This window comes from Mesorhizobium sp. L2C084A000 (genome assembly GCF_000502875.1).
GTDB lineage: Bacteria > Pseudomonadota > Alphaproteobacteria > Rhizobiales > Rhizobiaceae > Mesorhizobium.
Window position 1 is genome coordinate 61,772 of sequence record NZ_AYWX01000002.1, and the last position, 26,292, is coordinate 88,063.

Consider the following 26,292-nt stretch of genomic DNA (forward strand, 5'->3'; position numbering starts at 1 on the left):
GCGATCGGTCCTGGCGCCGGTCGCTCCCCGGGCATCTGTGTCACCACCGCGATCCGGCCTTGATCATTCCGCCGCCTTGACGAAGGACGGGTCGATCATCTGCTCCGGCGTCACATCGGCCTGCAGCAGCTTGGCGTTCTTGGCGGCGGCTTCGACATCGGCGAAGGTCTTGGTGGTGAAGTCGCCGGTGAGCGCCGTCTTGTTTTCGGCCAGCGAGTAGTAGCGCACGCCGTCAAAGGCGGTGTTGAGGTCCTTGACGTCCGAACCGACAGCCTTGGCGATGATGGCGCGGCCGCCGGGCGTATCAGCATTGTAGTCCTTGAGCGCTGCGTCCCAGCTCTTGATCATGGCCAGCACCTGGCCGGGCCGCGACTTGATCACCTCGTCACGCACCACCAGCACGTCGCTGATCAGGCCGGGATCCTCGCCGGCGGTGAACAGAAGCTTGAGGTCCTTGTTCTGCGCCATGGCGACGGTGAGGTACGGTTCATAAGTCACCGCGACCGGCACCTGACCGGCGATCAAGGCGCTGCCGGCATCGGACGCCGGCATCGGGACCGGCTTCACATCGTCGATCGACATGCCGTTCCTGGCGAGCGCGTATTTGAGCAGGATGTCGCTCGTCGTGCCTTCCTCGAAGGCGACCTGCTTGCCCTTAAGGTCCGCGATGGAGGTGACGTCCTTGCCGGCGATGATGGCGTCGGCGGTCATGGAGACGTCGAGCAGCAGCACGATCTTCACCGGCAGGCCGGCCGCAACCATGCCCATCGCCGTGTGGGTGGCGATGTTGGCGGCGTCGAGCTGGCCGCTTGCAAGTGCTGCATTGATGTCCTTGTCCTCGGCGAAGTTGACGATCTGGACGTCGCTCAGCCCGTTTGTCTTGAACAGACCCTTGGCCTCGGCGACATGCCACTGGCCATAGCCGAGCCAGGGCTCGATGCCGATCTTGAACGCTCCTGCCTCGGGCGTGGTGGGAATGGCCGCATCGGCCGCGTAGGCTGCCGGGGCGGCGGCGAGTCCGATGGCGGCGGCCATCACGAGCGCGCGAAACTGTCCTGTTAGGTTACGCATCATCTTTGTTCCCCTTGATGATCAGACCGCTTTTTCTAGCTGAGGTAGCCGGTCTGGTGAGACTGCGGGTTTCTGCTCTTGCGGCACTGTGCCTCGGCGTCTTACCTGCCACTTCATGGTGAAGTGCGAGGATATTTCAGCGTCAGCGGGAGCGGATGTCAAGGCTAAAATACATACATGCATATACAAGTTGGAAAGACTCAATTTCCCACCTTGGCCGGATCGATCCGGTCGAGGAAACCTGTCACCCGATCGGCTCCGGCAACGGGTTCGCTGCCGACCATGACCGCGACTGAGAAGGCAATGAGGGAGGAGACCGGCGTGTGGCTGCGCGCGCCAGCCCGCAGGTTCATAACCAGCGTCGGCGACAGGAAAAGACCGGCTCGCAGCACCGCGCGCCAATCGGCCGGCAGCATGCCGCGCCGTTTGAGCTCCAGCAGCAATGGCCGCCACAGCGCTGTCGCCTTGACCTCCAGCAGGTCGCGGCGGACGAGGCTCAGGTCCCAGTCCGTGTCGACATGGAGCAGATTTCCGTCCAGCCGCGCCTGGGCGCGAAAAGCCTCTGTCGCGGTCGCCGGATCATAGAGCCAGAACGGGTGGGCGAAGATGTTGTGGAACGTCGCCTTCACCTCGGCCAGCAGCGTCGGGATGTGCGAGCCGGCAAAGGCGGGATCGAAGAAGGACAGCTCCGCCCTCCCCGCCTTCGCCGTGTACCAGACATTGGCGTTGTGGGCGTCGCCATGCGCGACCACGCCGCCGGCATCGGCAAGGCGGTCGGGCCGTAAGCGCACAGCCGCGGCATCGAAAAGCTCACCGATGCTGTCGGTGTACTGCTGGTCGTTGATGACGAATTTCAGCCGGGAAAACCGATCCCAATCCAGCTCGGCACCGGGAAAGACGAACGGCTTGCCGACATAGAAATCGGCCAGCCTTCCGCCTGGTGACAAGCGTGTCTCGGCATCGATCAGCCGCTCATGAAACAGCCTGTGGATCGGCTCCGCCGCCACGTCCTCGACAGTGACGGGATGCAGCGTCTCGAGATAGACCTTGAGCAGCCTGGCCGACAGGTCGCGCTCGGCAAGAACGGCTTCTTGCCGCTTGCAGGCATCGTCCTGCCCATCCAGCGCGAACAGCACATCCGAAAATCTTGGATCCGTGCGGCGGCGATAGACAAGGATCTGCTCGCCTGGTTGGGCAGACATATGCACGGGTTGGTCGACCGGCAGGCCGGCGCGCGACAGAATCTCGGCGCGGTAATACTCGCCCGTCATCGCCTCTTCCCGCTCCTCCTGATGGAACTTGAAGAAGTAGGCCTTGCCATCGTCCTCGAAGAAGCCGTTCAACGAATTGAGGCTGTACTTGTCGAAGTTGATGCGCACATTGCGGGGGGTCATCGCGAACAGGTCGCCCAGCAATGCCGCCAGCGCGCTTTGTGCTTCGGCAACATCATGCTGCGCGAGTGCCCGGATCCGCGCCGTGCGGCTCAGTGCCGGCGTCATCTGTCGCTCCTTCCAGCCAGTTCGTTCGCCGAGGGCGAAACCGTTTTCATCGATACATGTATATACATTGGCAGCGGGGCCGCTCCGACTTGCATTCGACCTGCTTCCGTTAGCTGCTTTTTGAAGGTGAATAGCGGCTGCCGAGCGAGTAGCGGCTGCCGGCATAAGTCAGCTTGCTGATCGTCGCCACCACCGCGCCTGTCCATGTCCGGCGGTGCAGGAAGAGGCAGCAGGCGCCGACATCGATGCCCAGATGCCGCGCCGTCTCGGCATCCGCCGGGATGGCGGAAATGATATGCTCGACCTCGGTCACCGGGGTTTTCTGCATGAGGTAGTCATAGGTCGCCGTCTTCGAAAAATCCTGCTTGTCATAGTCGGGGATGAGGCTCGGATTGACGAAGCGCTCTTCCAGTTGCACCGGCAAATCATTCTCGAAATTGACGACGACAGAATGATAGATCGGGACGCGCTTTGCGAACTCGAACGACAGCGCCAGCTCCTTTGTCGGCATGATGGTTTCGAGGACGAGGACTTCGGAACGATGCCTGTTGCCGCGCTCGACGATCTCGGCTGCGATGTTGTTGATCTCGATCAGTGTCGATTGCGGCCGCGGTGGCGCGATGAAAGTTCCCACACCTTGCAGACGGATCAGGAACCCGGCCGAGGTCAACTCTCTGAGCGCCCGGTGAACCGTCATCCGCGACACGCCGAGTGAAGCCACCAACTCATTCTCGGACGGCAGCTTGCGATCCTTGCCCCACCGGCCCGTTCCGATGTTGGCCAGGATGTAGTCCTTCACCTTCTCGTAGAGAGGGCTGGCCGTGTCAGGCAAAGTGACCATTTCCAAAGTCCTTTCCGGCGATTCATCGGAAATCACGACCGCTCGACAGGTTGCCGCATGCGGATGATTGTTTTCAAGCCGTCGCTGTGTCCCGCCAACAGCCGCTCATAGGCAGCCGGAATGTCATCCAGGCCAATCTCCTGGTCGATCAGCGCCAACAGCGGTTCGCTGAGCTCACCTAGCATCCGCACGGCCTCGGGCAGCTCATCGGCAAAGGCGTGGCATCCCAGCAACCCGATTTCGCGTTCGACCAGCGTATTGGGATCAATGTTGAGGCGGCCGTGAAAGATGCCCACCATGGCGATCGTGCCGCCGGGATCGAGAACGCCAAGCAACTGGTTGAGCGCCGCGACGCTGCCGGTCGCCTCAATGGCCGCGAGCAGCGGGGCATTGGCGGTTGCGGCGGCAACGGCATCCCGGTTCAGATCGACCATCGTGGCACCCGTCACCCGCGCCACCCGGGCGCAGCGGCTCTGGTTGCGGTCGGCGACGAGCACGATGCCGGCGAAGGTCCGCGACAGCAGCAGCGCGGCAAGACCGCCGATGGGCCCGCAGCCGACGACCAGCACCGCGCCTGCCGTTTTCGGCAGCCGCCGCACCGCATGCAACGCCACCGCCAGCGGCTCGGCCATCGCCGCGACCCGCTCGTCGAGCCCGGCATCGATGATATGCAAGAGCCGTGCGGGCAGCACCGCCTGTTCGGCAAACCCACCGTCGCAGATCTCCCCCACAAAGCCCAGCGACGCACAGAGATGCCGCCTGCCGGCATGACATTGCGCGCAGTCTCCGCACCAGAACCGTGAATCGGCAACCACCCTGTCACCGACGGCGACGCTATCAACGCCTGCGCCGATGGCGGTCACCGTGCCGGCCAGTTCATGGCCGGCCGTCGACGGCGACCGGCTTATCCATTGCCCCGTGCGGAAATTGTGCAGATCAGAACCACAGATGCCGGCGGCATCGACCCTCAGCTTCACCCAGCCCGGATCCGGCGCGCCTGGCGGAGCGATGTCCTCGACACGCAGGTCACCAGGTTGATAAAGTCGAGCAGCCCTCATCGCGATCGTTTCCGCTCAGCCGGCGAGATAGCGGTCGCGGATTTCCGAGACCGCGTTCTCGTGCGAACTGAAGCCCTCATAGCGGGCAAGCCTGCGGGCATGCAGAGCGAGTTCCGGATAGGCCGCCGAGGTGACATAGCCGACCGACGAGCGCTTGACGAAATCCGTCACCGAAAGCGGGCCGTAGGTCCGCGCCCACCGGCTGGTCGGCAGCACTGCATTGGGTCCAAGGACGAAGTTGGCAAGGGTCACCGGCGTATGCGGTCCCATGAGGATTTCGGCCGCCTCGGTGATGCGTCCGAGATGGGCGAACGGCTCCGTCGACAGGATCTCGAGATGTTCGGGCGCATAGTCGTTGATGAAGCGGTAGCTGTCTTCCAGCGATGCGGTCAGCACGATGCCGCCGCGCTTGCCGGTCAGCACCGCGCGCGAAAACTCCACACGCTGCTCGGTCATCCGCGACCAATGCTCGGGAAGTGCGGCGAGTGCTGCTTCTGCGATCTTGCGGCTGTGCGTCACCAGATAGGCCGAGGAATCTGGCCCGTGCTCGGCTTCGATCAACAGGTCGAGCGCGGCAAGCCCGCCGTCGACGCTGTCATCGGCAAAGATAATCGCTTCCGACGGGCCCGCCGGAAGGCCTGTGTTGATGACCGATGACAGCACGCTCTTGGCCGCCACCACCCACGGGCTGCCGGGACCGACGATCTTGAGTGCGGGCTTCACCGTCTCGGTGCCGTAAGCGACGGCGGCAACTGCCTGGGCGCCGCCGCATTTGTAGACCGTGCCCACGCCGGCGAGACGCGCGGCGACGAGCGTTGCCGCGTCCACCGAACCATCCGATGTCGGCGGCGTCACGATGGCAATCTGCGGCACGCCGGCAATCACCGCCGGCACCGACGTCATCATCGTCACCGACGGGAAAGCGCCCTTGCCGCGCGGCACGTAGAGCGCAACGGATGCGATGGGCGTGTACCTGTCCCCGGCATAGGCGCCCGGCCGGACTTCCTTGAGCCACATCGTCTCCGGCTTCTGCTCCTCATGGAAGCGCCTGATGTTGTCGATGCCGAACTGGATGCTCTCGACGACGTCCCTTTCCACCTTGTCGAACGCCGCATCGAACTCGGCTTCCGACACCTGCAGTTCGCCCTCGGCGACATTGGCCTTGTCGAGTTCCCCGGCGAAGCGGATCAAGGCGGCGTCGCCTTCGTCCTTGACGGCCTGGATGATCGGCCGGACCTTCTCAACGAAGACCGTCAGATCGGCCTCGGCGCGCTTCAGCAGACTGGCGCGCTGGTCGGCATCGATGGATGACAGATCGTGGAAGCTGATGTCGGACATGATTGCTCGTCTCCTGGAACTCTTGGAACGCAATGACGGTTGGCCCGTGGATGGCCATAGTTCTGCGGGTCGACAAGCCGACCGGGGCAAGGATCAAAGCCGTCGAGAGGCTTCACTCAGGCAAAAGTATATACATGTATGTATGATGGTCGCCAGCAATTTTTCCATCATCCTTCCCGTCGAAACTGCGGAGGCAAACCTGCCTCATCAGATCGAGGCGAGAAAGCCGCCATCGACCGGAATGGACTGGCCGGTTATGTAGGCAGCCGCATCCGAAGCGAGGAACACGGCGATGCCGTGCAAGTCGTGGAGATCACCGAAACGCCGCTGCGGGATCTTGGCCAGCATGGAGTGCTGCCATGCCTCGTCGCTGTAAAAAACGTCGGTCATCGCCGTCCTGAAATAGCCCGGCGCGATGGCGTTGACCCTTATGCCAAGCTCCGCCCACTCCGCCGCAAGGGCGCGGGTCATGCCGAGCAGGCCCGACTTCGACGAGCCATACGGCACCGCGGTGGGGATTCCGACTTCGGATGTCAGCGAGCACAGATTGATGATGGCACCAGGGCGTCCGGCGTCGCGCATCTGCCGCGCGGCGGCCTGGGCGCAGAAGAACGCTCCCTTGAGATTCGTGTCGACGATCCTGTCCCACAGCGCCTCGTCGACATCGAGCGAGGGCCGCACCTCCTCCACGCCGGCATTGTTGACGAGAATGTCGAGACCGCCAAGCAGGCTGGCAGCCTCTGCGGTTGCTGCCCGGCAGCGGCCGACATCGGTGACGTCGAGAGCGATGGCGTGCGCCACTCCGCCGGCGGCGCGGATGGCTGCCGTGGTGGCCTCCAGCGAGGCCAGGCTGCGCGCCGTGACCGCGACGTCTGCGCCGGCAGCACTCAGCGCCTCGGCGATGCTGCGCCCGATGCCCCGGCTTGCACCGGTGACAAGCGCCTTCCTGCCGGAGAGATCGAAGAGAGAAGCGTTGCGCATGTGATCCTCCTGATCGGTGTCGGTTTCCGCTTCAGCGTCGAGACTATCAGATCAAGTTGCATATACAAGCATATACAAACTGTTTGGGCTACGGTACGGATGACGAAATCCACCGCAGAGGAGCCCGCCCTTGTCGAAAGCCTCGGATATGGTCCGTACCGAAGTCAACCGCCTGTCGCCCTACAATTCCGGGCTGACAATTGACGAGGTCATGGAGCGATACGCACCGGCCAGAATCGCCAAACTGTGCTCGAACGAAAACCCGCTCGGGCCCAGCCCGACCCTCGCCACGACGATGCATGCCGGCTCCGAGATGTTCCGCCTCTATCCGGACCCTGCCGGGCGCAAGCTGCGCCAGGCGATCGGCGACAAATATGCCGTCACCGAGGACCAGATTATCCTCGGCAACGGTTCCGAAGACCTTCTCTCCGTCATCAGCCGTGCCGTGTTGCGGCCGGGCGACGCGGTCGTCACGCTCTATCCGTCGTTTCCGCTGCATGAGGACTACGCGACGTTGATGGGCGCTACCGTCAAGCGCGTTGTCGTCAACGACGATCTGACCATTAATGTCGATGCGCTGGTCGAGGCGGCGCGCGAGCGGCCGCGCATGCTGCTGTTCTCGAACCCGATGAACCCGGTCGGCAGCTGGCTCTCCGGCGGCGATCTGTCGAGGGTTCTGGATGCGACGAGCGACGAGACGCTGATCGTCATCGACGAAGCCTATGCCGAATATGCCGAGGGCGACGACTATGCGTCGTCCCTGCCCTATCTCGAAAAGCTGGACCGGCCCTGGATCGTGCTGCGGACCTTTTCCAAGGCGTTCGGTCTGGCCGGATTGCGGATCGGCTTCGGCATCGTCGGTGACCCGGAGCTGCGCGCGCTGCTCGACCGCGTCCGCACGCCTTTCAACGCCAACGGCATGGCCCAAGCCGCCGCACTCGCGGCGCTGGCCGACGACGAACACCTCGCCAGGGTCGTCGCGCTGGCCAGGGCGGAGAGAAAACGCGTCGAGACTTTTCTGGCGAGCAAGGGCCTCGACGTCGCCGCCTCCAGGGGCAACTTCCTGTTCTTCAACTGCCGGCGAGATGCTTCCGTGTTCGTCGAAAGCCTGTTGCGGCAAGGCGTCATCGTCAAGCCGTGGAAGCAGCAGGGTTTTGACACCTATGTGCGCGTCAGCATCGGCTCGGCTGCGGAGAACGACCACTTCATGGCCGTTCTGTCGGAGCTGTTGTGAATACACGCTTTGATCGGGATTCGGAACGGACCAGCCAAATTGACCTGCTCCTTGCGGCAGCGAGGTACCAGTTCGGGCACGATGTCACGCTGCGGCGCAATTCGTCGAATGAGGCAGCAGATTTTTTTGAGCTTCAGGCCGACAGCAGGCCTTAACTTTCGCGGCGTGGGTTTTTACATCTCTGGGGTCTGCAAACGATCGACGCTTGAGGAGGCTCCCTTGCAGCAACCAGATGACATCGCCGCCCGCCGATTGGGCATTCTCATCGAGCAATATGTGGAAGCGCGCAAAAAACGATACGGCTATGTGTCGACCGAGCAGGCCTATCGGGCCATCCGGCAGGTCCTCAAACCCGTCATTCCCGACCGCGAACTCGACGACATGGTCGCCTCGCTTGCCGTGAAGAACGGTCTGGCGGTCGTTTTCGACCGCCAAACCAAAGCGTCCGCCGATGACGTAGCTCCGAGGCCAAGCCCCTAGATCGACGCACATCTGCCGGCGCAGGGCGCCATATCAATACGGGGCCAAACGCATCGTTCGGCCCCGCATCGATGTGCATCGCCGGAGGAACCTGCGATACACCTGCGCCGTGGGCCTGTGTGCCGCAAGCCGACGGGCGTGGCGGCTTCAAGCGGCGGTGCTGACCTGGCCCGGCTCGAGGATCGACTTGACCTTGCCGGCCACCGCGCGTCCCAGATCGGCGTTGTTTGCGGCGGTGAAATGAATTCCGTCGACACCGTCCGTGGTGAGGTAATCGCCGGCATTGAGGAAGTCGATCTTCATGAAATCCGCCATCGCCTTGTACTGCCTGGCCAGATCCCTGGATTTTTCGTGCCCGCCGCCGAACATGCCCTCGAACCACGGATCGGGCATCGGGGTCAGCGGCGGCGGCGCAATGACCAGCGCCTTCGGCGCCGGATAAGGCGTGCCGATGCCGCCGGCACTGGTCAGGATCTGCCCGACCAGTTTCGCCATTCCATTGGCGATCTCATAAGGCGTCCGGCGGAAATAAGACTTGGTGTCGTTGGTGCCGAGCATGACAATGACCAGGTCCAGCGGCAGATGGCTGGCGATGGCCGAGGGCAGATAATTGGCCCCGTTCAGGCGCGGATCGTTGGGGTCGTCGAGACAGGTGGTGCGCGCGCTCAGGCCTTCTTCGATGATATGGTAGCCCGCCCCCAGCGCCGCCGACATCACACCGGTCCAGCGCTGGTCATAGGGGTAGCGGTAGGTCGGCGACCCCTCCTTGACCGGAACCCAGCCCCAGGTCAGCGAGTCGCCGTAGCACATGATGTTTTTTGGCGGTGACATCCATGTTTCTCCATCTGTTTGCAATTGTCTGAACGCCGGCGCACTTGCTTTTCGCCGTCTTAAGTCAGGGGTTTCGCACGCGCACTCCGTAGAAGATCGCCGCGCCGAGGATGATGACGCCCTGCGCGATGAGCTTGCCGGGCTCGTCGATGCCGAGCACCGTCATCACCACGAACAGCAGCGCAAAGCACAGCGCCCCGAAGAAGGGCCCCCAGACGCCGCCGTCGCCACGACCGAAGACGACGCCGCCGAGGATCGTTGCCGCGACCGCCAGGATCGGCAGGTCGAGGCCGACACGGACGCTGCCGACGGCGATCGAACCGGTCTGCACCAGGGCCGCGATCGCCGCGATCAGGCCGGCGAGCGTATGCGCCAGGATGACCGTGCGCTGGACCGGCACGCCGGAAAAATGCGCGGCTTCGGCATTCTCCCCGACCGAGGCGACGTAGCGGCCAAAGACGGTCCGCGACAGAAGCAGCCACACCGAAGCGGTCAGCAGGACCCAGAACAGCACCGGCGTCGGAACCGACAGGAATTTCGTGTTGTAGAGGTCGTTGAACAGCTTCGGCACATCGCCGGGCGGATTGCCGCTCGACAGGAACTGCACCAGCCCTACCAGGATGATGCTGACCGCCAGCGTGACGATGACAGCCGACACCCGCCGGCTCCCTATCATGAAGCCGTTGAACAGGCCGATGACGAGGCCGGTGGCGAGCGCCAGCACGACGAAGAAAGGCATCGACGCGCCGGGGAAAGTGCCCGACGAGATGAAATAGTTGATGAGCAGGATGATGCCGCCGCCGGAGAGGTCGATCGACTTCACCCGCATGACGACGAGCTGCCCCAGCACCAGGATGCCGAGCGGGACGATCTGCCTGACGAAGATACCCATGATGTTGAGGTTGAGCATGTTCGGTCGCGCGATCCACAGCGTCGCCAGCAGCACGAGAAAGACAAAATAGGACGGCGGTATGCGCAGCAGGCGCCGGGCGATCGGATTTGCGAGAACGGCAGCCATCTTTTAGAGCCCCATCTTCTTGCGGGATTGCAGCCCGACCACCGCCAGCAGGATGCCGCCCTTGATCGCGGTCTGGACAAAGGGGGAGACGTTGGCGAGGTTCATGCCATTGGCCAGCAGCGCCATGACCAGCGCGCCGATCACCGTGCCGTGCAGGCTGCCTATGCTGCCGGAGAGCTGGGTGCCTCCAAGGGCGACGGCGGTGACGGTGTCGAGTTCGAAAAGCAGCCCGACATTCGGATCGCCCGACACGATGCGCCCGGCCAGGAAGACACCGGCAACGGCCGCGAAACAGGAACAGACCACATAGGCGAGGATGATGTTGCGACGGTCGGAGACGCCGAAATTGCGGGCAGCACTTTCAGCGCCCGAAGCAATGCCGCCGCCAATCGCAAACAGATGCAGCCCGTATCGCGATCCGTAGAGCAGTTTCCACGCTGCCAGGATCACGACGATGCCCCAGAAAACCGGATAGGGAACGCCGAGGAAACTGCCTGAGACGGCATCGATGACGATCTCCGGCACCGTACCGCCGGACACAGGACGCAGGATGCGCGTGATGCCGAGCACGATGTACTGCGTCGACAGCGTCGCGATGATCGGATGGACGTTGAAACGGGTGATCGCCAGGCCGTTGATCAGCCCGATGAGTGCCGCCAGCACGAAGACCGCCGGGATCAGCACGACAGCCGGCTGATCGAGCGCCAGCACCGCCGTGGTGAAGCTGATGACGGAGCCGACCGACAGATCGAGCCCGCCGATGAGCACGACCACCAACTGTCCGATGGCCGCGATGATCAGCGGCATTGCCTGGGCCACCAGGTTGAAGAGGTTTTCGGCCGTGGCAAATTGTGTCGTCTCGACGGTCAGCCACAGCGAAATGAACAAGGCGACCAGCAGTGGCAGGCCCCACAGGCCTTGCCGCGTGTTCCGGCCACTCAGGATGTTGAACAGCGAGCGAACCATGGCAGCCCCCCTAGTGCTGGCGCGCGGAGCCGCCCGTCAGGGCCGCGTCGAGGATCTTGTGTTCCGTCGCCTGCGCCGCCGGCATTTCGGCAACGATGGTGTCGTCGTGGACGACGTAGATGCGATCGCAGAGCCCGATCAACTCGATCGTCTCGCGCGACAGCACCAGCACGGCGCCGCCCTTGGCGGTAAAGTCGCGCAGCAGGTGGTAGATCTCGGACTTGGCGCCGATGTCGACGCCGCGGGTCGGCTCCTCGACCAGCAGAAGATCGAGATCGGCGGCCAGGTAGCGGCCGAGGAGAACCTTTTGCTGGTTGCCGCCCGACAGGGAGCCGACCGGCGCGGACGGCCCTGCCGCCTTTATGTTCATGACCTCCATCATGCGGGCGATGACGTTTCGATACGGCTGCGCCGGCGCGAGTTCGAATCGCCTCGAATGCAATCCGATGGCGATGTTGTGGGCGATCGGCAAAGCGAGGAAGAGCCCCTCCTCCTTGCGGTCCTCGGGAACGAAGCCGACCCTCAGCTGCTGCAAATGGCGAACGCCTGATGATGCCGGGAGCGGCATTTTCAGCGCTTTGCCGTTGACGGAAATCGTCCCGGCGGAGGGATGATAGCGGCCGATCAGCGATCTCAGGAAGCGCTGCTGGCCCTGCCCCTCCAGTCCGGCCAGGGCTACGATCTCACCCTTGTGCAAAGACAGCGACAGCGGCCGCGATGTGTCGGTGATTCTGAGGTTCTCGACTCGCAGGATCTCATCACCCTTATCGCCCGTGCGATCGGGAAAAAGGTCCTGGAGTTCGCGTCCGACCATCATGGCGATGAGGTCGTCGGTGGTGATCTCGGACACCATCCTGGTGCCGACCAGTGCGCCGTCCTTCAGCACCGTCACCGTGTCGCACAGCTCGAAGATCTCCTCCATGCGATGCGAGATGTAGACGATGGCTTTTCCCTTATCGCGCAGCCGGCGGATGTTGCGGTTGAGCACATCGACATCGGCCGCGTTGAGAGCAGCCGTCGGCTCGTCGAGGATAAGCACGCTGGCGTCCGCCTGGATGCAATGCGCGATCTCGACGAATTGCCGCTCGGCTATGGTCAGGTTGGAAACGAGTTGCGACGGGTCGAGCGTGAGGCCGAGTTCGCCAAGCGCCTTGGCGGTCTGGCTTTTCATCGCCCGATAATCGATCGAGCCGAACCGGGTCGTCGGCTCCCGGCCCAGAAACATGTTTTCGGCGATCGACAGATTGGGCAGCAGCGAATGCTCCTGGAAAACGGTCGAAATGCCGGCATCGAGTGCGGCGCGCGGCGATTTCAGATCGAGCTTCTCCCCGTTCATGAAGATCTCGCCGGAATCGGGCTGATGCACGCCCGCCAGGATCTTCATCAACGTCGATTTGCCGGCGCCGTTCTCGCCCATCAGGGCGTGGACGCTGCCCGCCTTGAGATCGAGGGAAACGGAATGGAGCGCCTTGCTCCCTCCGAATGCCTTCGAAATGTGGGACATCTCGATAAGATTGGTCACGAAACCCTCGAACGAACCAAATTCAACACATGGAACGGCCTGCGGGGAATGCTTGTCCACTCCCCGCCAGCCACGGCGCCGTCACTTCTTGCCGTAATATTCCTTGAGCTTGTCCTCGGGCAGTTCGCTCGGCCACCAGACATTGGCGGTCAGGTCGTCGCGATAGTATTTTTTGGCCTTGTCCTGGTCCCATCCGTCGGGATTATAGACATAGCGTTTGTAGAGCTGCTTGCCTTCCAGAAGGGCAACAGCGGCGCGCACGCCGGCCGCACCTTGGGCGGGGCTGTATTCCGGCGAGATCGACTTGAACCCGTCCGTGATCCACTGGCCGAAATAGCCATTGTTGCCCTCGCCCGAAATCGGCGGAACGGGCGTGCCGAACTGCTTGAAGACATCGACGCAGGCGCGCGTCATGTCAGCGCCGGACGACCAGATGCCGTCAACCTGTGGGTTGTTCAGATAAAGCGTCTCGCACAGCTTCTTGGCCTTGTCGTACTGCCAGTCACCATGCTCCTCGGCGATGATCTGCACATGCGTGCCCTTGAGCGACTCCAGGAGTCCGTTGTAGCGGTTGGTGTCTTCCGGATGTCCGGCCAGGCCACGCAGGACCCAGATCTTGCCGTTGTCGCCGACGGTCTTGACCAGCCAGTCGCCCATCACCTTGCCGAAATGCTCGGCGCCGCCCTGGATTTCGGTGGTGTAGGCGTCGGAATCGATGCGACCGGTGTGGAGAATGACGGGAATGCCGGCGGCGACCGCCTTGGCGATGCTGGCATTCGCCGATGTGCTGGTCACCGGCTGCACGATGATCGCGTCGACATGCTGCGCAATCAGGTCCTCGATATCCGCCACCTGCTTCTTCTGGTCGAAGCCGGCATCGAGCAGGATGAATTTCGAGATGCGCTTGTCCTTGGCCGCGGCATTCTCCGCCTCATGCGCCACCTGTACCGTCCACGTGTTTGCGTTGACGCCGAAGTCGCTCATTCCGATGACCCAGGGCGGGTCCTTCTTGAACGCACCGGCCGCGGTCATGCGCGTGTCGTCGGGGCGCGGCGCGACGCCGTCCATCAGCTTGATGTCTTCCGCATGCGCCAGGGACGTCACGGCAAGCGTGGACGCAACTAGCATCCCCAGGCCGACGGTTTTCAGCAATCCTAACATTCAACTCTCCTCCTTGTGGTTGTCCCGGCCTACGAATTCGTATGGCCGGCCGTACGAATGTGTACTGCCGCGAGACGCTCTCCCGATGCATGCTCGTCGTCGCAAACCGACCGATGCACGCGATTCTCCCGTCCCCGAACACATGCGTGTCGAGGCCCAACCCGGGCTGGACGATGGTGACGGTTGAGAACTCCTCCGGCACTTTAGAAGCACAGCGGATTCGCCCTGTCAATAGTTAGTCATGTTGAATGACTATTCCCTTGCTTGCCTTTCACCGCTCCGCTATCCATCATGAATGGCGCTCGCCGGCTTCGGCGCGCTGTCAGTCCCGGCGGGAAAAACATGCGATCAGTCTTGTGCTACGGCGACTCCAACACGCACGGCCAGATCCCCGGCAGGGGGCCGCTCGAGCGCTATGGGCCGGGTGAACGCTGGCCGGGAATATTGCGTTCTCAGCTAGGCCCCGACTGGTATGTCATCGAGGAAGGATTGAGCGGCCGCACCACCGTCCACGACGACCCGATCGAGGGCGCCCACAAAAACGGCAGAACCTATCTTCGCCCCTGCCTGCAGAGCCATGCGACGCTCGACCTCGTCATCATCATGCTCGGCACCAACGACCTGAAGATCCGCTTCAACAAGCCGCCGTCGGAAGTGGCGATGGGGATCGGCTGCCTCGTCTATGACATCAAGGAGCTGGCGCCTGGGCCAGGCGGCTCGACGCCCGAGATCATGATCGTGGCGCCGCCGCCGATGCAGGACGACGTCAAGGAATGGAAGTCCATCTTCGCCGGTGCGCCGGAGAAATCGCGCCTGCTCGCGCTCGAGTTCGAGGTTCTGGCGGACTCGCTCGAACTCCACTTTTTCGATGCCGGCTCGGTGGTGTCGTGCAGCGAAGCGGACGGCTTTCACATCGATGCCGAGGCGCACAGATTGCTGGGCACCGCACTTGCCCGCGCGGTCGATGCCATCGGCTGGAGCCGCTCGACATGAGCAACACTAAAGCCACCGGGCAACGAGCTCCAACCGACGGGGCGACCCTTGCCTGACATGAGGTTCGCACCACCCAATCCATTGCGCATCGCCGATCGCGCGAGCGGGCTGAATGCGTTGAGCGTCCGCAGCTACAATGAGCGGCTGGTGCTGTCGCTGCTGCTTCAGAACGAAGGCATTTCGCGGATGGAAATCGGCGAAAAAACCGGCCTCTCGGCGCAGACGGCATCGGTTATCGTCCGCTCGCTCGAGCAGGAAGGCCTGGTCTCGCAAGGCGAGGCGCAGCGCGGCCGCGTCGGGCCGCCCACCATCCCGCTTTCGCTCAACCCGGAGGGCGCCTATGCGGTTGGCGTCGGCTTCAGCCGACGCCGGATCGACATCGCACTCATCGATTTCATCGGCACCGTGCGCTTCCACACGCAATTGCCGGCGGATGAAGCCAATCCCTTTCCGCAAAGCGGCGATCTGTTCGGCGCGATCAGGCAAGCCATGACCAGCCTGCCGGTCGAGGCGCGCAGCCGGGTTGCCGGCATCGGCCTGGCCGTTCCCGACGATGTCGACACGATGGCTGCAACCCGCAACGGATCGAGCACCTCGCTGAAAGCCTTGCAGGGGGAGATCGAGGAACAGATCAAGCTGCCGGTTTTCGTGCAGAACGACATCACCGCGGCAGCTGGCGGCGAGAGCATGTTCGGCGTCGCAAAGCCGCTCAACGACTATCTGTTCTTCTATCTGGGAGCACGGCTGCAGAGCAGGCTCATCCTCAACCACCAGATCTACAAGGGAAACTCCAGCGCCAGCTTCGATCATGGCCTGATGCGCCTGGAGAGCGAACTGGCCATGCGCGGGCGCCCGTCCGAAATCATCTGGAGCAGCAGCCCTGAGTGGCCTGACCTGGGCGAGGCCTACAGCGCATGGCTGGGCGAGTGTTCCGACCGCCTGAAAGCGTCGATCTCCGCGCTGACCCAGTTTGTCGAGTTCAGTTCGGTCGTCCTGTCCAGCTATGCGCCGCAAAAGATCGCCGAGGCCTTGTGCGACGACATCGGCCGGGAATTCCCCGGCATCGAAGCGCTGCCCGCGCGGGTCAGCATCAGCCCGAAGGCCGTCGGCGCGGCAAGCCTGCCGTTCAGTTCGCGCTTCATGATCCAGTGATCGAGCCGAACCGGCGTTGCCGGTCTGCCGATCATGCACCCTCTGCAGGTCCATCGATGATTTTCAGGTGACCAAGCGAATCTACTTGCCAGGACGCCTCACTTAATAGCATGTTAAGTGAACCCTGAGATCGCCATGAAAATCGCTGCGGATCACGCACTCAATGACAATGCCGCAACCAGCGCCGAAGCGCGCCGCTCGACGGTATTGGGCGATCGCATCAAGGCCTATCGCACCACGCGGCGCCTGACGCTGCGCCAGCTCGGCGGCATGATCGGCACCACCGCCAGCTTCCTGAGCCAGCTCGAGCGCGGCCTTTCCGGCGCCAACACCAGCACATTGATGCTGATCGCCAATGCGCTCGGCATCAGCCTCGCCGATCTTTTCGACGACTGCGAAGTGTCGCCGCACGCGGTGCTGACACGCGCCGAGCGGCCGGCGCTGCCGACCAGCGAAGGCTACCGCAAGACGCTGCTGTCGCGCCGGCCGATCCGCGAGATGGAAGTCTATTGCGGCGAGTTCGCCGTCGGCGGCTCCACCGGCGACGTGCCCTATACGCATGGCAACGCGAGCGAGATGTTCCTCGTGCTGCGCGGACGCGTGCAACTGACGCTCGGCGACGAGAGCTTCACCCTCGAAGAGGGCGACAGCATCGAATATTCGACCTCGACGCCGCACCGGACGATCAATGTCGGCGATGCGGTGGCCGAGGTGCTGTGGATCATCGCGCCGCCGACAAGCGGCGCTGTCGACCTCGATCAATATGTAGCCCGGAAAACGCTCGCGCCCGGCCTGCCAAAATCAAACAGCGAGCCATCGGAGGGTTAGAAAATGGGAAGCAGATCAAGATTGGCCGGATTTGTCGGCGCCGCCGCACTGGCCTTGCTCGCAGCCGCCGCTCACGCGCAGAACGCGCCGCCGGCCGGAACCGTGGTCGACGGCTCGTTGAAGGGCAAGACGCTGACCTTCGTCTCCTATGGCGGCATCTACCAGGACGGCCAGGTTGCCGCGCTCAAGGAATTCGTCGACAAGAGCGGCGTCAAGCTTTTGAACGACGGACCGACCGAAATCGCCAAGCTTCAGGCGCAGGTCGAATCAGGCAATGTGACCTGGGATGTCGTCGACACAGACGATTTTCCGCCCTTCGTGCATTGCGGAAAACTGTTCCAGAAACTCGATCTGACCAAGCTCGACATCTCGCACATCCCGCCCGGACAGGTCGGCGAATGCAGCGTGCCGGCGATGAACTACGGCATGGTCCTGATGTACAAGAACGACACGTACAAGGACAATCCGCCAAAGGACTGGAAGGATTTCTTCGACACCGCGAAATTCCCCGGCACCCGTGCCATCGACGGCAGTGGCAGCCCGCTCGGCGGCCTGATCGAACAGGCCATCCTGGCCGACGGCGGCAAGGTCGACGCCATGACGCCTGCCGATATCGACAAGGGCATCGCCAAGATCAAGGCGATCGGCCCCGACACCATCTTCTGGAAGACCGGCGCAGAATCCCAGCAGCTTGCCGAATCCGGCGAGGCCGACATGATCATCATGTGGACTGGCCGCGCCATGACGGCGGTCAAGAATGGCGCTGCCTATACGCCGGTGTGGAAGGACTGGCTGGTCGTCATGGATCAGCTGACCATCCCGGTCGGCGCCAAGGACACCGATGCCTCCTACGCGCTGATCAACGCCTATCTCGGCAAGAAGTCGCAGGAGATCCTGACCGAGCAGACGTCCTACTCGCCGATCAACAACGAGGCGCAGCCCAAGGTCGACGCATCCGTCGCCGCCTTCCTGACCAACACGCCGGACCACGCGAAGCTCGGCTACCAGCAGAACATCAAGTTCTGGGTCGCCAATTTCGCCGCCGCGTCCGACAAGTGGACGGCGCTGATGGCCGGCAACTGAGCCGGCTATCACTGAGGTGACGGCGTGAGCCAGACATCGCATACGCCGACGGCCGGGGGTGATCATTCCCGGCCGTCAGGTGCCGTGCAGGGGCCGCAGCGGCGCCTGCGCCTTGCCGCCTATCCGTCCCTGCTGGCGATGCCGGCCCTGCTCCTGCTTATCGCGGCTATGGGCTATCCCTTGCTGACCGTCACGCTGCGCAGTTTTTCGGACCCGGCCTGGGGCCTGCAGAACTACGTCTGGTTCTTCTCCACGCCGGTGAACGTCACCGTCCTGTGGCGCACCTTTTCCATCGCCGCCTGGGTCACCATCGTCTGCGTCATCGCGGCCTACCCCTACGCCTATCTCATGACGGCCGTCGAGCCGCGCCTGCGACTCGTCCTCATCTTGTGCGTTTTGGTGCCGTTCTGGGTCAGCGGCGTGGTGCGCACCTTGGCCTGGGTCATCCTGCTGCAAGATTCCGGCATCATCAATTCGGTGATCAGGCTGCTCGGCTTTGACGGCGTGAAGCTGATCCGCACGCAGACCGGAGTCGTCATCGGCATGGCGCAGGTGTTGCTGCCGTTCATGATCCTGCCGCTCTATTCGGTCATGCGCGGCATCGATTTGCGCCTCGTGCAGGCGGCGCGCAGCCTTGGTGCGCGCCCGGCACGCGCCTTCCTGGAAATCTATCTGCCGTTGTCGCTGCCCGGCGTCTTCGCCGGCGCCATCATCGTCTTCATCCTGTCGCTCGGCTTCTACATCACGCCGGCCCTGCTCGGCGGCCCGCGCAGCACCATGCTGTCGACGCTGGTGCAGAGCCAGGTGCTCAGCCTGCTCAACTGGGGCCGAGGCGGCGCCATGGGCGTCGTCCTGCTGGTCGCGACCTTCGTGCTGCTGGCGCTCGCCGCACCGCTGATGCGCCAGCGCCACAAGCAGGCGTCCAGATCATGAGACAAACGCCGTTCCGCATTCTGCTCGGCCTGTTCTGCCTGCTGGTCGCCGTCTGGCTGGTGATGCCGACGCTGGTCATCATCCCGATGTCGTTCAACGAGAAGAAGTCGCTCGCTTTCCCGCCGTCCGGCTTCTCCTGGCAGTGGTACGCGAATTTCTTCACCAATCCCGATTGGCTGTCGAGCTTCTTCAATTCGCTCAGGGTCGCGGGCCTCGTCGCCGTTGCCGCCACGCTGATCGGCACGCTGGCGTCGCTTGGCCTCAGCCGCATGAAACATTCCGGCGCCGGCCTGCTGCGCGCCATCCTGATCACGCCGATGATCGTGCCCGGCGTGGTGCTGGCGATCGGCATCTATGCCGTTTACCTCGACTACCAGCTTGTCGGCACCACCACCGGCTTCGTCATCGCGCACACGATGCTGGCGATCCCCTTCGTCATCATCGCCGTATCGGCAAGCCTCGAAGTCTTCGACGTGCGGCTGGAAACGGCGGCGGCCAGCCTCGGCGCCAACCGCTTCACCACATTCCGCACCGTGACCTTGCCGCTGATCGCGCCCGGTATCCTGTCCGGGCTTTTGTTTGCCTTCGTCACCTCCTTCGATGAAATCATCGTCGCGCTGTTCATCACCAGTCCCTACCTCAAGACCTTGCCGGTGCAGATCTTCACCAGCATCACCCGCGACGCCGACCCGACGGTGACGGCCGTCGGAACCATCATCTTCATTGCCACGACGCTGATCATCAGCGCCGGGCTGATCATCAGCTCGAAATCGACGAGGAGTTGAGATGACTGCGAGGGAACGTGGCGCGGCCATCGACATCAAGGGCGCAACCAAGCGCTACGGCAATTTCACCGCGCTCGACGATGTCAGCCTGCATATCGAGCCCGGCGAGTTCATGACGCTGCTGGGGCCTAGCGGCTCGGGCAAGACGACCACGCTCAACGTCGTTGCGGGCTTCACCGACCTCACCGCAGGCGATCTTGCCGTCGGCGGCAACAGCATCGTCGCCCTGCCGGCGCACAAGCGCAACATCGGCGTCGTGTTCCAGCACTACGCGCTGTTTCCGCACATGACCGTCGGCAAGAACGTCGCCTATCCCCTCACCTTGCGCGGCATGGACAAGCAGGCGCGCGACCGTCTCGTCGTGCGAGCGCTGGACATGGTCAAGATGGCCGATTTCGCGCATCGCTATCCCTCAGAGCTTTCCGGCGGCCAGCAGCAGCGCGTGGCGCTGGCGCGCGCCATCGTCTTCGATCCGCCGCTGCTGTTGATGGACGAACCGCTCGGCGCGCTCGACAAGAAACTGCGCGAATGGCTGCAGCTGGAGATCAAGCGCATCCACCGCGAACTCGGCACCACCTTCGTCTATGTGACGCACGACCAGGAAGAAGCGCTGGTTCTGTCCGACCGCATCGCCGTGTTCAACCAGGGGCGCATCGAACAGGTCGGAACCGGCCGCCAGCTCTATGACGAGCCGACGACCTTGTTCGTGGCCAAGTTCATCGGCGAATCGACCAGTTTGCGTGGCACCGCCCAGACGTCAGGAAACGAGACCAGCCTGACGATCGCCGGCCAGAAGATCGTGGCCAACGGCAAGCTTGCCGGCGGAGGCAAACCGGTGGTCCTGCTGCGGCCGGAAAAGCTCTCGCTTGCCGGCACCAACACGCCTCCCGCCGCCGGGCAGAACAGCCTCACCGGTGAGGTCAGCGAGGCGATCTATCTGGGGTCGGGTTCGAAATACCAGGTGACGCTTCGCGATGGCTCGGTCGCCATCGTGCGCTCGTCGCTGGAAGCCACACCGTTCTCGATTGGTGACACGGTCGATCTGCGCTGGTCGGTAGTCGATGCAAAACTTCTTGCCGACGACGATCGCGCCGACATGACGATGACCTGATCGCTCTTTCCCCGCAGGATTTTTAGACCTGGACGCCAAAGTCAACGGCAACGTCTCGTTCTGGTATGCCGACATCGGGCTGCCGGCCTATCGCGCGCCGCTCCCGGGTGACCTCGAAGCCGATGTCTGCATCGTCGGCGCCGGCTACACCGGCTTGTGGACAGCTTACTATCTGAAGAAGGCCGATCCTTCGATCCGCATCGCCATCGTCGAAAGGGAGTTCGCCGGCTTCGGCGCGTCGGGCCGCAATGGCGGCTGGCTGTCCGGCGGCTTCAGCTGGTCGCGCGAGAAATATCTGCGGACCTCGACGCGCGGCGCCGTCATCGACATGGAAACCGCCATGCATGGCACGGTCGACGAAGTGATCGCGGTGACCGAGGCCGAAGGCATCGATGCCGACATCCGCCGCGTCGACAATCTGACGGTCGCCACCAACCCGCCGCAGCTCGAACGGATCAAGGCCGCCTATGCCGATGCGATCGGCTGGAGCGTGCCGCAGGACCGCGTCAGCCTGATTGGCCAGGCAGAGGCCAAGGCCCGCATCAACATCAAAAATGTGCTTGGCGGCTATGTCCACCACGGCACCGCGCGCGTGCAGCCGGCCAAGCTGGTGCGTGGGCTCTCCGAAGCCGTCGAGCGGCTTGGCGTGCCGATCTACGAGCAGACCACCGTGACCGGCATCGAGAAGGGCAAGGTCACGACGAACCGCGGCACCGTGCGCGCGCCGATCATCATCCGCGCCACGGAAGGGTTCACGGCCGGCATATCAGGCAATGAGCGGCTCTGGCTGCCGCTCAACAGCGCGCAGATCATCACCGAGCCGCTGCCGCAATCGCTATGGGACGAGATCGGCTGGGAGGGCCATGAGCTTCTCGGTGACGCCGCGCACGCCTATTGCTATGCGCAGCGCACCCGGGAAGGCCGCATCACCATGGGCGGGCGCGGCGTGCCCTATCGTTACGGCTCGCAAACGGATGTGCGCGGCCAGACGCAGCAGGCCACGATCGAAAGCCTGCACGCGATCCTCACCCGGCTTCTGCCGCAGACAGCCGGGCTTCGCATCGACCACGCCTGGTGCGGCGTTCTGGGCGTGCCGCGCGACTGGTGCACGACATCAGGCCTCGACCCTGAAACCGGCATCGGCTGGGCCGGCGGCTATGTCGGGCTCGGCGTCTCAAGTTCCAACCTTTCGGGCCGCACGCTGCGCGACCTTATCCTGCGCCGCGACACCGAACTGACCCGCCTGCCCTGGGTCAACCGCCAGGTGAGCAAATGGGAGCCCGAGCCGATGCGCTGGCTCGGCGTCCACTCGATGTATCAGCTCTATCGCGTCGCCGACGAGCGCGAGGAAGCCGGCCTCCAGCATACGTCGAAACTGGCCGCAATCGCCGACCGCATCACAGGACATTGAGAGACCGCCATGACCGACTTCCAGACCTTCGCCCATCTCGCTTCCATCGACCTCGGCGAGCCTGAGCCCAAGCCGACCTCGATCAGCGGCGATCAGCTCGAAGCAGCGAAGACGCTGTGGACCTCGCCTGACGGCACACTGGAAGTCGGCGTCTGGGAGTGCACGCCGGGCCGCTTCACCGCATCGCGCGAGAGCAATTCCGAAACCTGCCACATCGTGTCAGGTCGGGTCTCGCTGCATGGTCCCGATGGCCGCAGCGAGGACGTCGGTCCGGGCGAAATGCTGGTGCTGCCGAAAGGCTGGAAAGGCGAATGGACGATCCACGAGAAGACGCGCAAGCTCTATATCCTGCACTTCGAGGCGTGAGCTGACTGGAACAGCCGCTACTCGTCGTCTGAACGATCATCCTCGGCAACAACAGGCTTGCCTTCTATCGCCTGCCGCAAGGCGTCGTTGATGCGGTCCTGCCAGCCCGGCCCATCCTCCTGGAAGTGGTCCAGCACGGCGCGATCGATCCGGATCGAAACAAGCTCCCTGACGCCTGGAGCGGCGGAGGGCTCACGAACCGGCGCGGCCGGCTTCTTCACCGGCTTGAAAGCCGCCTCGGCGGCCGTCATCGGATTTGTCGGTCGACGCGGGGGATTTGCCATCGGATGACCCTGACTGAAGACGATTCGTGCACGACGTGGCACGCTTGCGCCACCATAGCCCAACCAGCGCCGTCGCGCAGGCCCCTTTGGTCGGGACAATCACTCGGCTGCTTGAAGACTCTGCGCGTCGATGATGACCCTGATCTCGGCGCGGCAGGAGCCGCAATTCGTGCCGGCATGCAGGGCCGTGCCGATCGCCGCAACGCTGCCGCAGCCGCCGCGCACCGCTTCCGCGATCTGGTTGGCGCCGACGCCGAAACAGGAGCAGACGATGGCGCCGCGGTCGACGTCGATCCCGCCCGGTCGTCCGGCTACGATCGCCAACCTGCCGCGCCGGTCGACATGATCGGCACTCAACTGTTCCGCCGCCCAGCCGCGCGACACGGCGACCGGGCCGGGTGCGACGAACAAGGCGGCTGACAGTTGATCGCCGTCGAAGGCGGCGATGCGATGCTGGCCGGCGTCGCGGTCATGATAGGCGAGCATTTCCGCACCCGGTGACACGCCGAACAGTGACCCGGCAAAGCCAGCCCAATCGATGTCGTCTTCGGCAAAGGCAAGCTCGACCCGCCAGCCGCCCTTGCATTTGGCCACGGCCCAGTAGGCCGCGGTATCAGGCTCAGGCCTGCGCCGCGTCACCGCAAAGCCAAAGGCCTTTGCGGCGAATTTCTCGATGCGGGCGGCGACATGTTTCAGCGCCGGCTGGCCGGAAATGGGATCGGTCAGCGGCGCGGTCAGCGTGTCGAGCCGGCCCCTTGCCGCAAACTGATCGGTCCAGTGCATCGGCGCAAACAGGCTGCCCTGGCGCTGGCGCGCCGTCACCAGCGCGCGCACCAGCACGTCGCCGCGCGGGCTGGAAACCCGCGCGATGTCGGCGTCGCCGATGCCGAAGCGCTGCGCATCCGCCGGGTGGATTTCTACGAAGGGCTCGGCGATGTGCTGCGACAAACGCGGGCTTTTGCCGGTTCGCGTCATGGTGTGCCAATGGTCGCGGATACGGCCGGTATTGAGGATCAGCGGATAGTCCGGGCTGGTGCGGACTTCCGTGGTGGGGCGGATGGCGATGAAGCGCGCTTTGCGGTCGGGCGTGTAGAAATTGCCGTCGGCGAAGAAGCGGGTGGTGTTACCTTCCAGCCTCTGCCCGGCCCGAAGATGCTCGTCCGACTGATGTCGAGCTTGAGCACCCCCCTCTGTCCTGCCGGACATCTCCCCCGCAAGGAGGGAGATTGGCAGCTTTGATGCTCGCATATCTCCTGCATTGTTTGTAATTGGCGAAGGCCGTGGTGGCAGCCGATCTCCCCCCTTGCGGGGGAGATGGCCGGCAGGCCAGAGGGGGGTGGCTGGGCTCGGCGCCGGCCATTGGAACGGCTCCAGCGCCTCATACTCCTCCGCATCAACCCCGGCATAAGCACCAATATCGAAATCCCGCGCGCCATCATTCTCGAATCCTGACAGCGCGGCATGCTCGGCAAACACCTCCCCTGGCGTCGCATAGGAAAACGCCTCGCCAAACCCCATCCGCTTGCCGACCTCAGCGACAATCCGCCAGTCGGGCCTTGCCTCGCCGGGCACGGGCAAAAACGCGCGCTGGCGCGACACACGGCGCTCTGAATTGGTGACGGTGCCATCCTTCTCGCCCCAGGCGGCGGCGGGCAGCCGGACATGGGCGTGGCGGACGGTGTCGGTCTGGGCCAGCACGTCCGACACCACCACGAACGGGCACGCCTTGATCGCCGCCTCGACGGCATCGGCGTCCGGCATCGAATCGACCGGGTTGGTGGCCATGATCCACAGCGCCTTGATCCGCCCGTCGGCCAGCGCCTGGAACATCTCGACTGCCTTCAGGCCGGGCTTTCCGGCAATGGCCGGCGCGTTCCAGAAGCGCTGCACGCGGTCGCGATGGTCGGGGTTTTCGATTTCCATATGCGCGGCGAGCATGTTGGCCATGCCGCCGACCTCGCGGCCGCCCATGGCGTTGGGCTGGCCGGTCACCGAAAACGGCCCTGCTCCGGGTTTGCCGATGCGGCCGGTGGCGAGATGGCAGTTGATGATGGCGTTGACCTTGTCGGTGCCGGATGACGACTGGTTCACACCCTGGCTGTAAACCGTCACCGTTTTCGCCGTTGCCGCAAACAGGCTGTAGAAACGGCCAAGCTCGTCCTCGCTCAGGCCCGTGCCGGCAGCGACGCCGGCCAGGTCGAGCGCGGAGGCCGCGAAAAGCGCTTGCCCGAAGCCGGTCGTGTGCGTCGTGATGTAGGCGCGGTCGAGCGCATTGTGCTGGCCGAGATAAGCGAGCAGCCCGGTGAACAAAGCGACGTCGCCATCCGGCGCGATCGCCAGATGCATGTCGGCGATGTCAGCGGTCATGGTGCGCCGCGGATCGACCAGGACGATCTTCATCTCCGGCCGCTTTTCCCGGGCAGCCGCGATGCGCTGGTAGAGCACCGGATGGCACCAGGCGAGATTGGAGCCGACCAGCACGATCAGGTCGGCCAATTCCAGATCCTCATAGGTTCCCGGCACGGTGTCGGAGCCGAAAGCGCGGCGGTGGCCGGCGACCGAGGAGGCCATGCACAGGCGCGAATTGGTGTCGATGTTGGCCGAGCCGACAAAACCCTTCATCAGCTTGTTGGCGACGTAATAGTCCTCGGTCAGCAACTGGCCCGAAACATAGAAGGCGACCGCATCCGGGCCATGCTCGGCGATGGTTTGCGAGAAGGTCGAGGCGACAAGGTCGAGCGCCTCGTCCCAGCCGGCGCGGCGGCCGTGGACCTCCGGATGCAGCAGCCTGCCGTCGAGGTCGATGGTCTCGGCGAGTGCCGAGCCCTTGGAGCAGAGCCGGCCGAAATTGGCCGGGTGGTCGGGGTCGCCGCGGACGGACACCTGCCCGTCCGCGGTGGCCTTCGCCAGCACGCCGCAGCCCACCCCGCAATAGGGGCAGGTGGTCCTCACCTCGCGCGCTTCGTCGATCTCCATGGGTTCAGGCCGCGCGGCTGGCCAGCGCTTCCAGCGCAATGAACAGACGCTCGCCTTCGACCCGCACCGGAATGGTGCGCACCGCGCCCTCGTCGGCGCCGAGCGCCTTGCCCGTCTCCAACGAAATCACCCAATTGTGCAAGGGACAGGTCACCGCCGCACCGTGCACGATGCCCTGGCTGAGCGGTCCGCCTCTGTGCGGGCAATGGTCGTCGATGGCATAGACCTGATCGTCCAGGGTGCGGAATACGGCGATTTTTCCCTCGGGCGTTGCGACGCAGCGCGCGCCGCGGCGAGGGATGTCGGAGATGGAGCCGATTGCTACCCAGTTCATCTAGATTTCCTCTTTGCGCGTGTTCTTGACCGAAAA

The 26,292-nt window shown here is 63.8% G+C and carries 25 protein-coding genes; 11 read left to right on the forward strand and 14 right to left on the reverse strand.

The window, feature by feature from the left end:
• Positions 1–63: 63 nt before the first annotated feature.
• From X735_RS160885 to X735_RS160860, 6 genes are all read right to left on the reverse strand, one after another.
• A complete protein-coding gene (locus tag X735_RS160885; RefSeq protein WP_031212560.1) occupies positions 64–1,071 on the reverse strand; it encodes an ABC transporter substrate-binding protein in 1,008 nt (335 codons plus the stop codon).
• A 200-nt stretch (positions 1,072–1,271) separates the two neighbouring features.
• Entirely contained in the window at positions 1,272–2,570 is a 1,299-nt protein-coding gene (locus X735_RS160880) for a hypothetical protein (protein ID WP_023809392.1), read from the reverse strand.
• Between the two features lie 109 nt (positions 2,571–2,679).
• The gene (gene hutC / locus X735_RS160875) at positions 2,680–3,411 is read right to left on the reverse strand and encodes a histidine utilization repressor (protein WP_023809393.1); all 732 of its coding nucleotides are present in this window, start codon (positions 3,409–3,411) and stop codon (positions 2,680–2,682) included.
• 32 nt (positions 3,412–3,443) lie between these two features.
• Entirely contained in the window at positions 3,444–4,469 is a 1,026-nt protein-coding gene (locus X735_RS160870; protein ID WP_023809394.1) for a zinc-binding dehydrogenase, read from the reverse strand.
• A gap of 15 nt (positions 4,470–4,484) precedes the next feature.
• Positions 4,485–5,807, reverse strand: coding sequence for a histidinol dehydrogenase (gene hisD / locus X735_RS160865; RefSeq protein WP_023809395.1), 1,323 nt, complete (start codon positions 5,805–5,807; stop codon positions 4,485–4,487).
• A 207-nt stretch (positions 5,808–6,014) separates the two neighbouring features.
• Positions 6,015–6,788: a 3-oxoacyl-ACP reductase family protein gene (locus X735_RS160860; RefSeq protein WP_023809396.1), complete on the reverse strand. Its 774-nt coding sequence runs from the start codon at positions 6,786–6,788 to the stop codon at positions 6,015–6,017.
• 130 nt (positions 6,789–6,918) lie between these two features.
• Here X735_RS160860 and X735_RS160855 point away from each other — a divergent pair, with 130 nt between their 5' ends.
• Positions 6,919–8,022, forward strand: a complete 1,104-nt coding sequence (locus tag X735_RS160855; RefSeq protein WP_023809397.1) for a histidinol-phosphate transaminase — start codon at positions 6,919–6,921, stop codon at positions 8,020–8,022.
• 108 nt (positions 8,023–8,130) lie between these two features.
• Positions 8,131–8,502, forward strand: a complete 372-nt coding sequence (locus tag X735_RS160850) for a hypothetical protein (RefSeq protein WP_245273087.1) — start codon at positions 8,131–8,133, stop codon at positions 8,500–8,502.
• A gap of 147 nt (positions 8,503–8,649) precedes the next feature.
• Here X735_RS160850 and X735_RS160845 read toward each other — a convergent pair whose 3' ends face one another.
• The 5 genes from X735_RS160845 to X735_RS160825 form a co-directional block, all read right to left on the reverse strand.
• The gene (locus X735_RS160845; protein ID WP_023809399.1) at positions 8,650–9,333 is read right to left on the reverse strand and encodes an SGNH/GDSL hydrolase family protein; all 684 of its coding nucleotides are present in this window, start codon (positions 9,331–9,333) and stop codon (positions 8,650–8,652) included.
• 64 nt (positions 9,334–9,397) lie between these two features.
• Positions 9,398–10,351 (reverse strand): ABC transporter permease, encoded by a 954-nt coding sequence (locus tag X735_RS160840; RefSeq protein WP_023809400.1) that lies wholly within the window; start codon positions 10,349–10,351, stop codon positions 9,398–9,400.
• 3 nt (positions 10,352–10,354) lie between these two features.
• A complete protein-coding gene (locus X735_RS160835) occupies positions 10,355–11,317 on the reverse strand; it encodes an ABC transporter permease (protein WP_023809401.1) in 963 nt (320 codons plus the stop codon).
• Between the two features lie 10 nt (positions 11,318–11,327).
• Positions 11,328–12,839 carry a sugar ABC transporter ATP-binding protein gene (locus tag X735_RS160830; RefSeq protein WP_023809402.1) on the reverse strand — a complete coding sequence of 504 codons (1,512 nt, stop codon included), beginning with the start codon at positions 12,837–12,839 and terminating at the stop codon, positions 11,328–11,330.
• Between the two features lie 81 nt (positions 12,840–12,920).
• On the reverse strand, positions 12,921–14,000 hold the full coding sequence (locus X735_RS160825) for a substrate-binding domain-containing protein (RefSeq protein WP_023809403.1): 1,080 nt from the start codon (positions 13,998–14,000) through the stop codon (positions 12,921–12,923).
• A gap of 342 nt (positions 14,001–14,342) precedes the next feature.
• Between X735_RS160825 and X735_RS160820 the strand changes: the two genes are divergently transcribed.
• From X735_RS160820 to X735_RS160780, 9 genes are all read left to right on the forward strand, one after another.
• Positions 14,343–14,993: an SGNH/GDSL hydrolase family protein gene (locus tag X735_RS160820; RefSeq protein ID WP_023809404.1), complete on the forward strand. Its 651-nt coding sequence runs from the start codon at positions 14,343–14,345 to the stop codon at positions 14,991–14,993.
• Positions 14,994–15,050: 57 nt separating this feature from the next.
• The gene (locus X735_RS160815) at positions 15,051–16,145 is read left to right on the forward strand and encodes an ROK family transcriptional regulator (RefSeq protein ID WP_023809405.1); all 1,095 of its coding nucleotides are present in this window, start codon (positions 15,051–15,053) and stop codon (positions 16,143–16,145) included.
• A 135-nt stretch (positions 16,146–16,280) separates the two neighbouring features.
• Positions 16,281–16,973: an XRE family transcriptional regulator gene (locus X735_RS160810; RefSeq protein ID WP_023809406.1), complete on the forward strand. Its 693-nt coding sequence runs from the start codon at positions 16,281–16,283 to the stop codon at positions 16,971–16,973.
• A gap of 3 nt (positions 16,974–16,976) precedes the next feature.
• Positions 16,977–18,056, forward strand: a complete 1,080-nt coding sequence (locus X735_RS160805) for an extracellular solute-binding protein (RefSeq protein WP_023809407.1) — start codon at positions 16,977–16,979, stop codon at positions 18,054–18,056.
• 24 nt (positions 18,057–18,080) lie between these two features.
• The gene (locus X735_RS160800) at positions 18,081–18,989 is read left to right on the forward strand and encodes an ABC transporter permease (RefSeq protein ID WP_023809408.1); all 909 of its coding nucleotides are present in this window, start codon (positions 18,081–18,083) and stop codon (positions 18,987–18,989) included.
• Complete coding sequence (locus tag X735_RS160795; RefSeq protein ID WP_023809409.1) at positions 18,986–19,774, forward strand: ABC transporter permease; 789 nt, start codon at positions 18,986–18,988, stop codon at positions 19,772–19,774. The genes X735_RS160800 and X735_RS160795 overlap by 4 nt, the downstream gene beginning before the upstream one ends.
• Position 19,775: 1 nt before the next feature.
• Positions 19,776–20,885, forward strand: coding sequence for an ABC transporter ATP-binding protein (locus X735_RS160790; protein WP_023809410.1), 1,110 nt, complete (start codon positions 19,776–19,778; stop codon positions 20,883–20,885).
• 28 nt (positions 20,886–20,913) lie between these two features.
• Positions 20,914–22,296, forward strand: coding sequence for an FAD-binding oxidoreductase (locus X735_RS160785; RefSeq protein ID WP_023809411.1), 1,383 nt, complete (start codon positions 20,914–20,916; stop codon positions 22,294–22,296).
• A gap of 9 nt (positions 22,297–22,305) precedes the next feature.
• Entirely contained in the window at positions 22,306–22,662 is a 357-nt protein-coding gene (locus X735_RS160780) for a cupin domain-containing protein (RefSeq protein WP_023809412.1), read from the forward strand.
• A gap of 17 nt (positions 22,663–22,679) precedes the next feature.
• Here X735_RS160780 and X735_RS160775 read toward each other — a convergent pair whose 3' ends face one another.
• From X735_RS160775 to nirD, 3 genes are all read right to left on the reverse strand, one after another.
• Positions 22,680–22,946, reverse strand: a complete 267-nt coding sequence (locus X735_RS160775; protein WP_023809413.1) for a BrnA antitoxin family protein — start codon at positions 22,944–22,946, stop codon at positions 22,680–22,682.
• Between the two features lie 99 nt (positions 22,947–23,045).
• Entirely contained in the window at positions 23,046–25,922 is a 2,877-nt protein-coding gene (locus X735_RS160770) for a nitrate reductase (RefSeq protein ID WP_023809414.1), read from the reverse strand.
• Positions 25,923–25,926: 4 nt separating this feature from the next.
• The gene (gene nirD / locus X735_RS160765; RefSeq protein WP_023809415.1) at positions 25,927–26,256 is read right to left on the reverse strand and encodes a nitrite reductase small subunit NirD; all 330 of its coding nucleotides are present in this window, start codon (positions 26,254–26,256) and stop codon (positions 25,927–25,929) included.
• Positions 26,257–26,292 lie beyond the last annotated feature (36 nt).